This window comes from Desulfomicrobium aestuarii, from assembly GCF_055385525.1.
This window is the reverse complement of sequence record NZ_AP042427.1, coordinates 1186655-1200700: the sequence shown is the minus strand read 5'-3', so window position 1 is coordinate 1200700 and position 14046 is coordinate 1186655. Positions and strand designations below refer to the sequence as shown.

Below are 14046 nucleotides of genomic sequence, written 5' to 3'. Positions count from 1 at the left end.
CGGGTGTATTGGATTTGGATGGAATTGGATGAGTTATTGGATTTTGGGAAATTCAAGATTCAAGATGCGACCCCGCTACCCCACGATCCACCGGCTAGAAGATGCGTCAAAGGAAAACCCGACCCCTTTGCATTTGTGGATTCGGTCGCACGCCTAAATCACAACCGGGCAGGAGCGAAGTGTGCACCACAGGGTCGAGTAGCCGAGCGCCGAGACTACGCGGGCAGGTTCGTCAAAGGACGCCCCCTCTTGCCCATGACGAGCTTCGGTAACTGTTTTTTTTGAAAAGCACCCATTTGTAATCGTTTTTTGAGGCGCGAAAACGTTTTTGGAGGACCACCCCCGTTTTTCACACAAATCGGATGGAATCGGATGGAAAAACGGATTGACAAAATGGATGAAATCGGATGTGTTTTCGGACATGATCACGACGAAAAGCCTTTTCATCACACCTGAAATGCTCACCCTGACAGCCCAAATCGACGAGTTCAAAGGTGCGTGGCAGGCGCTGGGGTCGATAGCGCCGCAGCGGCTGTCCGCCCTGCGACGGGTAGCGACCATCGAAAGCGTGGGCTCTTCCACGCGCATCGAGGGCAGCGCCCTGTCCGACCGCGACGTGGAGAAGCTCTTGGCAAATCTCGCCATAGGCTCCTTTGTCACGCGGGATGAGCAGGAAGTTGCCGGGTACGCGGAAACAATGGAACGGATTTTCGAATCCTTCGAGCATATCAGCCTGACGGAAAACCATATCCGCCAGCTGCACCGGGATCTGCTGCTTCACAGCGACAAGGACGAAAGGCATCGCGGCAACTACAAGACGTCACCCAATAACGTGGCGGCCTTTGACGCAGAGGGAAAGCTGATCGGCATCGTCTTTGAGACGGCCACGCGCTTCGACACCCCGAGACGTATGCGCGAACTGCTGGACTGGACGCAGGCAACTCTGGGAACCCGGAGCCTGCACCCTCTTCTGGTCATCGGCATATTCACGGTGGTCTTCCTGGCCATCCATCCTTTTCAGGACGGCAACGGCAGGCTTTCGCGCATCCTCACAACGCTTTTGTTGCTGCGCTGCGGCTATGCCTATACGCCCTTCAGTTCCCTGGAAAGCGTGATCGAACAGAACAAGGAAGGCTACTACCTGGCCCTGCGCCAAACCCAGGCCACCCTGAACTCGGATGCGCCGGATTGGCAGCCATGGCTGACCTTCTTCCTGCGCGTTCTTCACACGCAGATGCAACGTCTGGCCGCCAAGATGGAAAGGGAACGCCTGCTGCAACACGCCCTGCCGGACCTGTCCCGACGCATAGTGGAACACGCCCGCGAACACGGTCGCGTAACGATCAAGGAAATGACTCTCCTGACCGGAACCAGCAGAAATACGCTGAAAGAGCATTTCCAGAGGTTACTGGAGAATGGGATGCTGGAAAGGAATGGTCAGGGGCGGGGTGTGTGGTACAGGGTCAAGTAGTGTGAACTGGCGCACGAGGCCAGATTCGTCAAAGGAAGGCTTGACCCCATACCCGTCTCTTGAACACATTCCAAGACATAACGTAAACGTCGACGACTAGGCACTAGACAGAGTTCACGGTCCATCCACGCCTCTTCCACCTTCACGGTCTGCCCGCAGTGACCACATGCCCGGCGTGGAAATTCAAGATTCAAGATGCGACCCCGCTTGGCCTCGCTTGCGGTACGTCAAATGCCAGAACCGTGAGGAGCAACTCTCGGTTCTTGTCGTCCCTGTGCGCAAAGCAGTACCGAAACACGGTCTCAGCTGACCCAGGCAGTTCGCGCTTGAAGTTCGCGTGAGCCTTCGTCGTGATTGGAATAGCCGCAAGGACCTTCGAGAAGTCCTTGTTTCGATTGAACACGATCACTGCCGTCTTGGTGTCGCGCCAAGAGGTGTAGCTGAGTAGTTGATCGATCGTGTCCGTCAGCAGCTTTGGGCCGGACCAGAACTTGCATTCTGCTATAAATATGTTGCGACCCTCGGAGCGCACAAGGATGTCGGTCTTGCCTTGATAGTTAAACGTCTCCCCTGTCGCCTGTCCTTCGTAGTGACCGTTGAGTTGCACTAGGAAGTGCGAACGGATGGATTCCTCGTCCATGCCAGCGAAGGCGGAAGGGCTACGCTCCATTACCGCGACCATGTTCTGCAGGATGCTCAGGATATGCTCGTAGTCATCGACAGAGAGGACAGGCTCAGGCTTGTAGGGGGTAGAACTTGCAGCGTGAAGTGTCGGAGCAAGCTTTCTTCGTACCTCTTGCGCCAGATAGGTCGAAGCGTTGCTGGGTCGTTCCTTCATCTTGAAGCCTAGGCTACCAACAAGGTTGCGGTCAGCAAGTAGCTTTTGACGACGTGACTCAATAGTAGCTCGCGCTTTGGTGGGCAACTGAGCCTTTAGTCCCGCTGCGTTGGTACGCAACGTTGCGAGGTGGCTCTGAATCTCCTGAATGGTCCGATCAATCTGTTCTCTGACCTTCTCGGCATTCAGATCGGTACCGACGATTCGAAGCAGCAACGTTGAGCCGCGTACCTCCGCGCGAGGCGGGCTGCTTGTATATGCTGTAGGTTGAACCTTGAACGCCTCGGCGTCGCCGGTAAATGGGATCTCGACTTGGACCTCTGTACCCGACACGTGAAACGGCCTGCTGCGATCTCGAATGTATCTGTTGTGATCGCGGCTGACGTCGATCTGTGTCTCCTGCTGATCGACGACGATTTCGCTCGTGATTAGTTCTGGAACATTTACGCCGAACTTATGCTCAAGATAGCTGACTAGATCGTCGACTGACGTGTTCAGAAGGCGATTGCCGTCCAGCCCCTGAATCTCCTTCTGCATTTCCTGCAACTGGTGAGCTTCAACATCGAACCAACTGACATTCGAGAAGAGGTAGCCACGGTCTTGCATGCGTTCTCCCTGTGTTATGTGATGCCTAACGCTTGGCGTAACCGGCAGCAAAAAACGGCGCTCCTAACGTCGCCCCGTTTTTTGCTGTCCGAGTTGACGCCTTTGTTCGGCTTTTCATAGGGAACCATTGCGAACAAGTTGATTCGCCTTCTCTGCCAGCAGCATAATTCTCATATTAACAAAATCTTTGAATGGCATTGCACCATCAGCTGCTGCGACCGGTATGAATGACGACTCAAGGATTTGCCGTTTGTCTGCACTCGGAATCTGCCCGAAGTAGCTTGCTGGATTTTCATCGCTAATAGACTTGTTATCTGAAGACGATAGGAAGCAAATGTTGGCGATTATGTTGGCCTCATGAAACCCAACGCCAATAGTGGCTAAGTAACCCTTCGGGTAAATGTGGTGAAATTCCCTCGCATTGTAAGAGGACAGGACAGTTCCAAGGTCTACTTCGTTGCCAGTCAACAGCGACCGTGGGCGGCCTTGCGCCATCAAACACAGCGCGGCCTTGGCTGCTGTCGAATTGATCCGCCATGATTTGCTGAATAAATCATCGGAGACAGCGAAAGATGCAAAATCAAATGGCTTATTACCGTCCTTGATGGTCTCAATCAACTGCAAATCTTCCATTACCAACCGGTTGGTCCCTGCCTTATAGCGCTGCGTGAGTGCACAGTGCCAAAACCATTTTCTGAGCTGCTGCAACTGATCGGAGTCTGGTTTTGGAATCAACGAATACAGCCGTGTTATCGGTATGAGCATTATGGGGAATGGGAGAAAAATGACATTTCGTATTTTCAGTTGCCCTTCCAGAAAGTCGACTGCGGAAAAAATGGCAGATTTTAGAACACTCATGCCATCAATCAATATGCCTGGCTTTACGTCAACCAGATCATCTGAATCGATGGAATTGATGGTGATTGAAGCCAGCATTCTCATCAGAAGCGACTGATCTATTTGCTCGTAGCCTTTATCCGCAAGTGTATCCAACAAAAGCTCAATTTCCCTGCGCAAATCAAATTGATCGGACCACGTCCAAGCCGCAAGCAATTCGATATTGCTCAGCGGCGTCCCAGAGGAGTTGATTCTTTGAAAGACACTACATACTTCTTTGTTGGTGCGCTCTTTGATTGTGACAACAGGAAACTCGTAGTCCTTGAATCTTTCTGTTACTAAAGCAATATTCTTTGCTTCCTCTTGCGAAAACGCGGGAAGCTGGGATAGAAGTTTCGCAGTATCAAGAATGTCTCGAAGGAAAATCTTCTTCTTTGCTGCAGCCACCTTGTAGTGAACAAACTCATCGTCTTCTGGCACATAACAAATATTAAATCTGTCTGCGAGTTCGGCATCCGTTGTCCTATCACCAGAATGAAAAACCCCGTATAGCGTTGTGAGCCGCTGTTGACCGTCCAGTATGTAATTGACTGGGTAATCCTCAGGGGTTTCCGGAAGAACAAACCCCCCGACGTTGCGCTCGTGTTTCAGGACTTCCTTTGTCGACCAAAGCAATAGCGACCCGACAGGGTAACCCCGATATATTGAGTCGAGAAGGCTAAGAATTTGCTCGTCAGACCAGATAAACTCTCTCTGAAAGACAGGTATTTTGATATTTCCACGTTCGACGTCAGTCAACAACGTAGCGAGCCTGGGACTAGAAGGAGTGATTTTGCTTGTCGTTGCCACTATGACGCTCTCTCCATGTTTATTTTTGTGGTTGCCTGAATGCCGAACAGCGCTACTATCCGGACTTCGCTAAAATGGCAGTCTGTTTATTATTGAATTTACAGCGGCAATCTTTGTCTTCGTATAGACATCGCTAATAATTTTATATTTATTGAATATTTCTACAGCAGCTATCACCAGATTGGCTATTAAGTCAGATTTTTTGATCTAACTGAAGTCAGGGATATGCAGAAAAGAGGTCGGGTCTTCCTTTGGCTCATTTTTGTGAACTGTCAGGAATCAGTTGGTTTCACAGAATCGGCCACCCCGCTCTCCCGTTCCACCCGATACGCCTGCCTATGCCCCCGCCCCTCAAACTCCCGTACCAACGCCAGGGCCTCTTCCTCAGTTAACCCGTCCCGAACCAGAAACTCATTGTTGTTGTCATCCAGCCGCCAGACGGAAAAAACGCCCTCTTTGCGGCCCTTGGAACCGCCTTCGTCTTCCCTGCCCTGCCGCTGATGCATCAGTGCCTCCGACACGGATCAATGGCTACAAAATTTTGAAGCGCATACATCACATGCAGCACGTAGGCAACATATTTCCTGATGTCATACAGTCATTACAAATACGTATTACATACGTACAAGCAAAAGCTGCTCCTTCCGGATTCCCTTTTTATTCCCTCGAATTCGAGGGTTTTATGACCTGTCGCATGAGGGCTCTCAACAGCCTCGACTTGTCCGGCGGGACCGCGCACGCACATGACTGTCATCCTTCTTCGCCAGCCTGCTCCAATAATCGGCGCCCAGTCTCTGTAAGCCGGTATTTCTGCAGGCAGCTGGTGGGTTTGTCGGGGATGGTGCGCTCCACCAGGCCATCTGCAAGGATCTGGTCTATGTGGGTGTCATGGCGGCGTCGACAATCCTTCAGTTGAAAGGCGTCAAAAATTTCGGAGTTGGAAAGGGGTCCGTGATGTGCCAGCAACACAAGGAATCGAATGACGAATTCGCCAACTGGTGGCGTGACTGGTGACGCGACTGGTGGCGTGACTAGCGGCGTGACTAGCGGCGTGAGTTTGGCCTCTGACTGGGCCCCTGGCTCAGTATTTTTCCTCCGAATCGCCAGCACGAAAAAATACACCGTCGATCCGAATCTCGGGCTCGGCAAGCCCGGCGGCCATTTCCGACAAACATATCCAAATCTCGGGCTTTTACGAAATACCACCCGCCCCGCTCTCCCGCTCAACCCAATACGCCTGCCTGTGCCCCCGCGCCTCGTACTCCCGCATCAGGGCCAGGGCCTCTTCCTCGGTCAATCCGTCCCGGACCAGAAACGCGTTGTTGTTGTCGTCCAGCCGCCAGACGGAGAAACCGCCCTCTTTGCGACCCCCGGAACCGCCTTCTTCTTCCCTGTCTTGCCGCTGATGCATCATTTTCCCCGACACGGAGCAATGATTACAAAATCATCAATCCCATACATCACATGCAGCACGCAGACAACAACTATCCAGACGTCATACGTATATTACGCACATATACAACGCACTTCACAACATACACCCATGCATGTCATAAGGCTCCTGAGCGTTATCAATCTGAACCCTGACTGGTTATGCGTTTTTTGTGCTCCACCTTAAGTTCATTTTCCACGGCAAGACGACCAGCCTCAAGCGAGCCGGCGCGGTCCGGTCCGGGGCTGTCGGCTGTTTGACTGAGCTTGGCATCGTTTGCTTCCCGGCCGTCTCGCGGGATTGGCATCGCATAACCGCCGAACCACAAGGCCGGGAAGCATTACAAGGCCCGCGAAGGAGTTCCGGCAGCTCCGGACCGGACCGCGCCGGCTCGCACCCCCCGGACACGGCAGGCTTTCGAGGGCAAATGACGCCAGCATTTCCGTATCGGACCACTATCCGGCCAGACCGGTTTCGAACACTTCTGCAGGAGGCAAACATGTCCAAACGCATCGTCATCTGCTGCGACGGCACCTGGAACACTCCGGACCAGACGGACCAGGGGGTGATTTCGCCGACCAACGCGGCCAAGATCGCCATGTGCGTGACGCCCCTGGCCGGGGACGGCAGGCGGCAGCTGCTCTACTACGACTCCGGGGTGGGCACGCGCTGGTACGACAGGATCAGGGGCGGGATTTCGGGGGTGGGGATTTCCAGAAACATTCTTCAGGCCTACCGCTTTCTGATGGAACACTACGCGGAAGACGACGACATCTTCCTCTTCGGGTTCAGCCGCGGGGCCTACACGGTGCGCAGCCTGGCCGGGCTGCTGCGCAACGCGGGGCTGCTGCGCCTGGAGAACCTGCCGCGCCTGGACGACGCCTACCGGCTCTACCGCCGCCGCGACAAGGAGTCCCACCCGCAGGCCATCGAGTCCGAGCTCTTCCGCCGGACCTGGTCGCGCGAGGTCCGCGTGCACTGCATCGGAGTGTGGGACACGGTGGGGGCCCTGGGCATCCCCTCACGCAATTTCGACATCGTCAACAAGCTCCTGAACATCGAGTTTCACGACGTGGACCTGAGCAGCCGCGTGGACAACGCTTTCCAGGCCCTGGCCATCGACGGGCGCCGCCGGGCCTTCGAGCCCTGCGTGTGGAGGAAGCAGGACGGGGTCTGCTGCCAGCGTCTGGAGCAGGTCTGGTTTGCGGGCGTGCACTCCAACATCGGCGGCGGCTACCGCGACACGGGCCTCTCGGACATCGCCCTGGAGTGGATGATGGCGCGGGCCGGCGAATGCGGGCTGGAGTTCGACCTCTCTCCCCTGAACCGCCTGGGCCTCGACATCCGCCCGGCCTGGAACGGCAGGCTGGTCGATTCCCGCACGGGCCTCTACAGGCTCGTGCCCGAATACGTCCGCCCCATCGAACCCGCCCACGACAACACCGCCGTGGCCCCCGAAGCCTGGCAACGTTTCGACGCCGACCCGGCCTACCGGGCGTCCTGCCCGAACCTAGCCGGGCTGGGCCGGGAGGGGCCATGCTGACGTTCCGAACAACAGGAAAGCAGTGTCGGGGATGACGTGCGCTTCTTCTGGTATATTTTGAGCACGTGTTTCTAGGTGCGCCGATTAGCCGCCTCTGCCTGTTTCCTTTTTCCGCGTTTTGACGCAAACTCACGAAATGCGAAACGTAACACGAAATGGCAGCGCATCATGACCAACCAGTTGGAAACCGCTTCCCGCTCCCTGCTCCTCGACGCGGACCCCATCGTTGGGGCAGTCTTGGATGAGTTCCCGGAATGCCTGGCCATCCATGCTTTTGGAAGTCGCGTCACCGGCCACGCGGACGAGCGCAGCGACCTCGATCTGGCCATCCTCCTGCCCGGCTACGCCGATCCGACCAAACTCTGGAATCTGTCGGAAGCGCTGGTTTCCATCGTTGGATGCGAGGTGGACCTGCTCGACATGCGTGCGGCTTCCACGGTCATGCAGCACCAGATCCTCATGACAGGCCGAAGGCTCATGGCGAAACAGCCCGAGGCCGACCTCTTCGAATGCTACGTGTTGAGCGAAAAGACGGCCCTGGACGAAGCAAGGGCGGGGCTACTGCAAGACATCATTACTCGGGGGAGAATCTATGGTTGATGACGTGCTCCTGAACAAGGCGACGACCATCGAGCGTTGCGTTGCAAGGGCCAGGGAGGAATACGACCGAGATCCCGACACCTTCGACCGAGACTTCACCCGCCAGGACGCGGCCATCCTGAACATTCAGCGTGCCTGCGAAGCCGCTCTGGACATCGGCCACCACCTCATCCGCCGTGACGGACTCGGGCTACCGCAAAGCGCCCGTGACGTGTTCAGACTTCTGGCCTCGGCAGGCCGGATCGACGCGGACCTGGCCGATTCGCTGATGCGCATGGTCGGCTTCCGCAACATCGCCGTCCACGACTACCAGACCTTGCACCTGCCCATGACCATCAAGGTCATCACGAAGCATCTCGACGATTTTCTGCGATTCAGCGAAACCATTCTGAAACGCGAACTGCCTTCTTCATAAACCCGTCTTCCGAGCAGGATGCCCAATCATCCGGCCGGCTCGCAGCTTTTCGGTTTCACTGAAAGGCTTAATTCCCTGTGCCAGCCTCCCAGCAACCCCGGCCGAAAAACCATCACTCGTTGCGCAAAAACGGCGCGGCCTTCTTTCCCAGCACCCGCCAGGTGCCCAGGAGGCCCATGGCCAGGGAGATGGCCACGCCGGCCAGCACGGTCAAAAGGCCCGTGGGCAGGTCCGGGGTGAACTGCATCTTCAGCAACCCCTGGACCACGCCCCAGGCCGTGACCGTGCCCAGGATCAGGCTGCCCAGGCCCGTGAAGAAGCCGGCCAGGGAGAACTCGGCCACGAGGATGGCCAGGATGTCGCGGCGGGTGGCGCCGCAGACCTTGTAGATGACGCTGTCGTAGATGCGGCGGTGCTGGTCGGCCGAGAAGGCCCCGGCCAGGACCAGGAAGCCCACCAGCAGCGCCACTGCGGCCATGACCTGGAAGATGCTCGCCGTGCGGCGCATGAGCATGGCCGCGTTGTCCAGGACCTCGCGGATGGTGACCACGGCCACCTCGGGGTAGGCCGACGTGACGCGGGCGAACAGCCCGTCCTCGCCGCCATGGCCGTAGGCCGCGCCGAGCCACGTCTGCGGGGCCCGGTCCAGGGTGCCGGGCGAGAAGACGATGGCGAACTGCATGGCCAGGGTCCGCCAGTTGACCTCGCGGATGCTCGCTATGGTGCCCGTGATGTTGCGGCCCAGGACGTTGACCGTCAGGGTGTCGCCCAGGTCCACGCCGAAGCCCTCGGCCAGGTCCGAGGTCAGGGAGATGAGCGGCGGGCCGTCGTAACCCTTGTCCCACCACTTCCCGCGCAGGAGCGTGCTGCCTGCCGGGAACTCCTCGCTCCAGGACAGCCCGCGGTCCCCGCGCACGGCCCAGGCCACCTCCTCGGACACAGTGGCGTTCTCCACGGGGGTGCCTGCGATGCGCACGATGCGGCCGCGGATCATGGGCCGCAGGTCGAGCCTGGTCACGCCGGGCGTGCCCTCGACCATGGCGCGGAAATCCCCGATCTGCTCGGGGCGGATGTCCATGAAGAAGAAGGCCGGGGCTTCCTCGGCCAGTTCGGCCGTCAGCGCCCGCGTCAGGCTGACGTTGACCATGACCACGGCCACCAGGGCCGTGAGGCCGAAGCCCAGGGCGAAGACCAGGCTCACGCCAGGCGACCCGGGCCGGTGGATGTTGGCCACGCCGATGCGCCAGCTCGCCCACGGCAGGCGCGGGGCCTTGCCCGCCAGCCAGCGGATGGCCCGGGCCAGGCCCTTGAACAGGAGCCACGCGGCGACCGTGCCGCCCACGAACCAGCCCGCGAGCCTGGTGTCGCCGGCGAACTGGAAGACCATGGCCGCAAGCACCGCGAAGGCCGCGGCCGTGGGCAGGATCGCCGCCTTCGGCATGCGTTCCATGTCGGCCGAGAGATAGCCGCGGAAGATGCCCGAGGGGCTGACCATGACGGCGCGAAAGAGCGGCGGCATGGAAAAGGCCAGGGTCGTGACCAGGCCGAAGAGCGCGGCCTGGATCAGCGGGGCCGCGTACAGGCCGCCGCGCGCTTGGATGGGCAGGATGTCGGCGAAGAACCGGGCGCCGAGCCACGGAACGAGGCTCCCGCCGGCCATGCCGGCCAGGGCTCCCACGACCCCCAGGAAAAGGACCTGCATGAGGTACGAGGCGAAGAGCACGCGGACCGGCCCGCCCATGCACTTCATGGCCGCCATGTGCGACAGGCGCCCACCCAGATAGCCGCGCACGCCTCCGGCGATGCCCAGGCCGCCGACCAGCAGCGCGCCCAGGCCGACCAGGGTCAGGTCCACGCGCAGGCGCTCCAGCACCGTGCTGATGCGCGGCGCGGCGCGGTTGAAGTCGCGCACCCGCCAGCCGGACTCGGGGTACGCGGCGCGGATGGCCTCGGCCGACTGCACGGCGTCGCGGCCCGGGAGCCGCAGCAGGTACTCGGTGCGGAAGAGGCTGCCGGCCCCGGCCAGGCCCGTAGCCGCGAAGCCATCGGTGCCTACCATGAGGCGCGGGCCCAGGGAAAAGAACTCCATGACCCGGTCCGGCTCGCGCAGGATCACGCCGCGGACCTGGAAGCGGGCCTCGCCCACGGACACCTCGTCGCCCACGGCCAGCCCCAGCCGCGCCAGGAGGTCCCGGTCGGCCACGGCTCCGGGCAGCCCGCCGTCCTCGGCCAGGAGGTCCTGCAGCTCGGCACCGCCCTCGATGTCCACGCGCCCGTACAGGGGATAGAGGGCGTCGACGCCCTTGAGCTCCACCAGCACGGATTTGTCGCCCGCGCGGGCCATGGTCCGCGTGGACAGGGTGCGGGCCAGGTCCCCGAAGCCGCGCAGGTAGCCGGCCTCGGCCGGGCTCAGGTCGCGGGAGGTCAGGCTGACGCTCACGTCCCCACCGAGGATGGCCTTGGCGTCGCCCGCCAGACCTGCCTCCAGGGCCCGGCCCAGGGAACCCACGGCGCTGATGGCCAGCACGCCCAGGAACAGACAGCCCAGGAACACCCCGAAGCCCCGCAGCCCCCCGCGCAGTTCGCGGCGGCAGAGGTTCAGGGCCACGAGCCAGTCGCGGCCGCTCATCGCTCCTCCATGCGGCCCGAGTGCATCGACGCCGTGCGGCCGCAGCGCCCGGCCAGGTTCCGGTCGTGGGTCACCAGCACCAGGGTGGCCTTTTCCTCGGCCTGCATCCTGAAAAGAAGCTCCATGACCCGCGCGCCCGTGCCCTCGTCCAGGTTGCCCGTGGGCTCGTCGGCCAGGATGATGCGCGGCCGCGGCGCGAAGGCCCGGGCCAGGGCCACGCGCTGCTGCTCGCCGCCCGAGAGCTGGGAGGGGTAGTGCCCGGCGCGGTGCCCAAGGCCCACCTGCTCCAGGGCCTCCAGGGCCAGCCGCCTGGCCTCGGGGTGGTGGGCGAACTCCAGGGGCAGGGCCGCGTTCTCCAGGGCCGTCATGGTCGGGATGAGATGGAAGGCCTGAAAGACGATGCCCAGGTTCTCGCGCCGGAAGCGCGCCAGCTCGTCCTCGCCCATGGCCGTGAGGTCCTTCCCGGCCATGCGCACCGCGCCCGAGGACGGCCGCTCCAGGCCGGCCATGAGCATGAGCATGGTCGTCTTGCCCGAACCCGACGGCCCGACCACGGCCAGGGTCTCGCCCTGCCCCACTGTCAGGCTGACCCCGTTCAGGATGTTGACCGGCCCCGAGCCGGCGGTTAGCGTCAGGTGGACATCCTCAAGCACAACCGAGGGAACATTCATGCCATCCAAACTCATTCGACATATCCTCATGGCCGCGCTGCTGCTCGCCTGCCCGGCCGGGTTCGTTCACGGAGATACGACAATGCACATTCTCGCCTTCGGCGACAGCCTCACGGCGGGCTACGGCCTGCCCGCCGACCAATCCTTTGCCGCCCAGCTGGAACGGCGCCTGCGCGACATGGGCCGCGACGTGCGCGTGACCAACGCGGGCGTGTCCGGCGACACCACGGCCGGCGGCCTGGCGCGGCTGGCCTGGTCTCTGGAGGACAAACCCCACCTCGTGGTGCTTGAACTCGGGGCCAACGACGGATTGCGCGGCCTGGACCCCGTACGCATGCGCGACAACCTCGACGCCATGATCCGGCAGTGCCTGGAGGCCGGGGCCAGGGTCATTCTGGCCGGGATGCGCGCTCCGGTCAATTGGGGACTCGAATATCGCAACCGGTTCGACGACGTTTTCCCCGAACTGGCCGACGAACACGACCTGACCCTCTACCCGTTCTTCCTGGAAGGCGTGGTCCGCGACCCGTCCCTGGTCCTGGACGACGGCCTGCACCCCAACGCCGCCGGCGTGGCGCGCATCGTCGAAGGCATCCTGCCGCTGGTCCTCGAAGAGCTGGACGCGCTGGAGAAGGCGTCATGAAAACGCCGTCCTCACCCCATGACGGAGGGCCGCGGATATGACGGCGTTTCCCTTCCTGCTGCTGGCGATCCTGGCCGGAATGTGGTATCTTTCCACAAAAATCATGAAAGTCACCGTCGACGCCCTGGCCTCCCCCAAGGAACGCATGGTTCCCCGCTCCCATGTCCCGGCCGATCAGGACATGCGCCAGCCCCTGCGCGAGGCATCGGACTGGGCCGCGGACAATGGCTTCGCCGAGGACGTCATGTTCGACTTCCGCATCGCCGACAGGGACCAGTCCCTGTTCTGCAAGACCTGGAAAAACGCCGCCGAAAAGACCTATCTGGTCTTCTACCACGGCCTGGGCAAGCATTTCCTCGAACTGGTGACCATCTACGACGACAAGACCGGCGTGACCACGACCAACGCCCCCGACGCCCACACCCTGCCCACGGTGCCCGGCGCCTTCGTGCAGGCCTTCCCGGGTTTGACGCTGCCGCAGCTCCTGGAGGCCCACCACACGGGGCGCGCGACGCTGGAACGCCGCACGGGCCTCGAACCCCAGAACAGGCCCGAGGAGACCATGGAACTCATCTGCGCCGCCCTGGAACGGCAGGCGCGTTACGTCCGGTCCATCCCGGGCTGGCAGTGGAAGGGGTTGTGGTGGATCACGGTGCGCAAGCGGAGCATGATCGGCAAGGACGTGGGCTGGCAGCTGGACCAGTTCGGGGTGCACGAACCGCCGGAGGGCCTGCAATGACCCGGCGGACGGCGCTCCTCGCCCTCTTCGCCCTGTTGGGCAGCCTCCTCCCGACCACGGTCGCGGCCGACAATTCCACCGAACTGCACGTGGTCTATCTCGAACGCCCGCCCTACTACTGGACCGAGAACGGCCATCCCCGCGGCTTCCTGCTCGGCCTGACCAGGCAAATCCTCGACCGGGCCGGGATTCCGGCGTCCTTCAGCCAGCACCCCCCGAACCGGATCATGGAAGAGATCCGCAGCGACCGGGAACCCACGTGCTCCATCGGCTGGTTCAAGACGCCCGAACGCGAAACCTTCGCCAGGTTCAGCCTGCCCATCTACCGCGACCAGCCCCCGGTTCTGCTGACCACAACCGACAAGGCGCACCTGTTCAGCCGCCACAAGACCCTGCGGGAAGTCTTCGCCGCCCCCTCCCTGGTCATGGCCCAGGTGGCCTCGTTCTCCTACGGCGAGACCATCGACCGCTTGCAGAAGGAGATCCTGGTCCGCAGCCTGACCGTCTCTTCCTCCCAGAAAGTCCTGCCGAAGCTGATCCTGCAGGGACGCGCCAGCTACATGATCGTGGCCCCCGAGGAAGTCCCGACCCTGCTGCGGCTGGCCGAGGTCGACGCCAATCGTTTCACTGTCCTGGCCATGGAGGACATCCCGGCCGGCGACCTGCGCTATCTGATCTTCAGCGAGGCCGTGCCTGAAAGCGCCCGTGAGCGCATCGACGCAGCCATCGCCGACCTGACCGACCAGGGCGCCCTGCTCAACCCCAAGCCCTGA

General features: G+C 60.8%; 14 protein-coding genes. 7 read left to right on the top strand and 7 right to left on the bottom strand.

The features are described from left to right. Positions 1-421 precede the first annotated feature (421 nt). On the top strand, positions 422-1471 hold the full coding sequence (locus tag ACZ5AC_RS05575) for a Fic family protein (protein WP_464249964.1): 1050 nt from the start codon (positions 422-424) through the stop codon (positions 1469-1471). A 190-nt stretch (positions 1472-1661) separates the two neighbouring features. Here ACZ5AC_RS05575 and ACZ5AC_RS05570 read toward each other — a convergent pair whose 3' ends face one another. The 5 genes from ACZ5AC_RS05570 to ACZ5AC_RS05550 all read right to left on the bottom strand — a co-directional run bounded on the left by ACZ5AC_RS05570 (position 1662) and on the right by ACZ5AC_RS05550 (position 6012). Further along, the gene (locus ACZ5AC_RS05570; RefSeq protein ID WP_464249963.1) at positions 1662-2915 is read right to left on the bottom strand and encodes a hypothetical protein; all 1254 of its coding nucleotides are present in this window, start codon (positions 2913-2915) and stop codon (positions 1662-1664) included. Positions 2916-3029: 114 nt separating this feature from the next. Then, positions 3030-4601, bottom strand: a complete 1572-nt coding sequence (locus ACZ5AC_RS05565; RefSeq protein WP_464249962.1) for a GmrSD restriction endonuclease domain-containing protein — start codon at positions 4599-4601, stop codon at positions 3030-3032. A 272-nt stretch (positions 4602-4873) separates the two neighbouring features. Continuing rightward, entirely contained in the window at positions 4874-5107 is a 234-nt protein-coding gene (locus tag ACZ5AC_RS05560; protein ID WP_464249961.1) for a hypothetical protein, read from the bottom strand. Positions 5108-5351: 244 nt separating this feature from the next. Continuing rightward, complete coding sequence (locus ACZ5AC_RS05555; protein ID WP_464249960.1) at positions 5352-5723, bottom strand: Fic family protein; 372 nt, start codon at positions 5721-5723, stop codon at positions 5352-5354. A gap of 70 nt (positions 5724-5793) precedes the next feature. After that, complete coding sequence (locus tag ACZ5AC_RS05550; protein WP_464249959.1) at positions 5794-6012, bottom strand: hypothetical protein; 219 nt, start codon at positions 6010-6012, stop codon at positions 5794-5796. Between the two features lie 520 nt (positions 6013-6532). On the opposite strand from ACZ5AC_RS05550, the gene ACZ5AC_RS05545 reads away from it, so the two are divergent. From ACZ5AC_RS05545 to hepT, 3 genes are all read left to right on the top strand, one after another. Continuing rightward, positions 6533-7576, top strand: a complete 1044-nt coding sequence (locus tag ACZ5AC_RS05545) for a DUF2235 domain-containing protein (protein WP_464249958.1) — start codon at positions 6533-6535, stop codon at positions 7574-7576. Between the two features lie 168 nt (positions 7577-7744). After that, positions 7745-8176 (top strand): type VII toxin-antitoxin system MntA family adenylyltransferase antitoxin, encoded by a 432-nt coding sequence (gene mntA, locus ACZ5AC_RS05540; protein WP_464249957.1) that lies wholly within the window; start codon positions 7745-7747, stop codon positions 8174-8176. After that, on the top strand, positions 8169-8591 hold the full coding sequence (gene hepT, locus ACZ5AC_RS05535; protein WP_464249956.1) for a type VII toxin-antitoxin system HepT family RNase toxin: 423 nt from the start codon (positions 8169-8171) through the stop codon (positions 8589-8591). Before mntA ends, hepT begins: the two co-directional genes overlap by 8 nt. Before the next feature lie 112 nt (positions 8592-8703). Here hepT and ACZ5AC_RS05530 read toward each other — a convergent pair whose 3' ends face one another. After that, a complete protein-coding gene (locus ACZ5AC_RS05530) occupies positions 8704-11220 on the bottom strand; it encodes an ABC transporter permease (RefSeq protein WP_464249955.1) in 2517 nt (838 codons plus the stop codon). Next, complete coding sequence (locus ACZ5AC_RS05525; protein WP_464249954.1) at positions 11217-11891, bottom strand: ABC transporter ATP-binding protein; 675 nt, start codon at positions 11889-11891, stop codon at positions 11217-11219. The genes ACZ5AC_RS05530 and ACZ5AC_RS05525 overlap by 4 nt, the downstream gene beginning before the upstream one ends. Here ACZ5AC_RS05525 and ACZ5AC_RS05520 point away from each other — a divergent pair. Genes ACZ5AC_RS05520 through ACZ5AC_RS05510 form a run of 3 tightly spaced genes read left to right on the top strand, consistent with a single transcriptional unit; the run spans position 11890 to position 14046 of the window. After that, the gene (locus ACZ5AC_RS05520; protein WP_464249953.1) at positions 11890-12534 is read left to right on the top strand and encodes an arylesterase; all 645 of its coding nucleotides are present in this window, start codon (positions 11890-11892) and stop codon (positions 12532-12534) included. The two genes, ACZ5AC_RS05525 and ACZ5AC_RS05520, sit on opposite strands and share 2 nt — an antisense overlap. 37 nt (positions 12535-12571) lie before the next feature. Beyond that, complete coding sequence (locus ACZ5AC_RS05515; protein WP_464249952.1) at positions 12572-13273, top strand: hypothetical protein; 702 nt, start codon at positions 12572-12574, stop codon at positions 13271-13273. After that, positions 13270-14046 carry a substrate-binding periplasmic protein gene (locus ACZ5AC_RS05510; RefSeq protein WP_464249951.1) on the top strand — a complete coding sequence of 259 codons (777 nt, stop codon included), beginning with the start codon at positions 13270-13272 and terminating at the stop codon, positions 14044-14046. The genes ACZ5AC_RS05515 and ACZ5AC_RS05510 overlap by 4 nt, the downstream gene beginning before the upstream one ends.

Bases quoted from the DNA above. Each gene is read 5' to 3' on its own strand.
- ACZ5AC_RS05520 (WP_464249953.1), top strand. From the start codon at position 11,890: ATGCCATCCAAACTCATTCGACATATCCTCATGGCCGCGCTGCTGCTC.
- ACZ5AC_RS05525 (WP_464249954.1), bottom strand. From the start codon at position 11,891: ATGAATGTTCCCTCGGTTGTGCTTGAGGATGTCCACCTGACGCTAACC.
- ACZ5AC_RS05570 (WP_464249963.1), bottom strand. From the start codon at position 2,915: ATGCAAGACCGTGGCTACCTCTTCTCGAATGTCAGTTGGTTCGATGTT.
- ACZ5AC_RS05545 (WP_464249958.1), top strand. From the start codon at position 6,533: ATGTCCAAACGCATCGTCATCTGCTGCGACGGCACCTGGAACACTCCG.
- ACZ5AC_RS05530 (WP_464249955.1), bottom strand. From the start codon at position 11,220: ATGAGCGGCCGCGACTGGCTCGTGGCCCTGAACCTCTGCCGCCGCGAA.
- mntA (WP_464249957.1), top strand. From the start codon at position 7,745: ATGACCAACCAGTTGGAAACCGCTTCCCGCTCCCTGCTCCTCGACGCG.
- ACZ5AC_RS05575 (WP_464249964.1), top strand. From the start codon at position 422: ATGATCACGACGAAAAGCCTTTTCATCACACCTGAAATGCTCACCCTG.
- ACZ5AC_RS05515 (WP_464249952.1), top strand. From the start codon at position 12,572: ATGACGGCGTTTCCCTTCCTGCTGCTGGCGATCCTGGCCGGAATGTGG.
- ACZ5AC_RS05510 (WP_464249951.1), top strand. From the start codon at position 13,270: ATGACCCGGCGGACGGCGCTCCTCGCCCTCTTCGCCCTGTTGGGCAGC.
- hepT (WP_464249956.1), top strand. From the start codon at position 8,169: ATGGTTGATGACGTGCTCCTGAACAAGGCGACGACCATCGAGCGTTGC.
- ACZ5AC_RS05560 (WP_464249961.1), bottom strand. From the start codon at position 5,107: ATGCATCAGCGGCAGGGCAGGGAAGACGAAGGCGGTTCCAAGGGCCGC.
- ACZ5AC_RS05550 (WP_464249959.1), bottom strand. From the start codon at position 6,012: ATGCATCAGCGGCAAGACAGGGAAGAAGAAGGCGGTTCCGGGGGTCGC.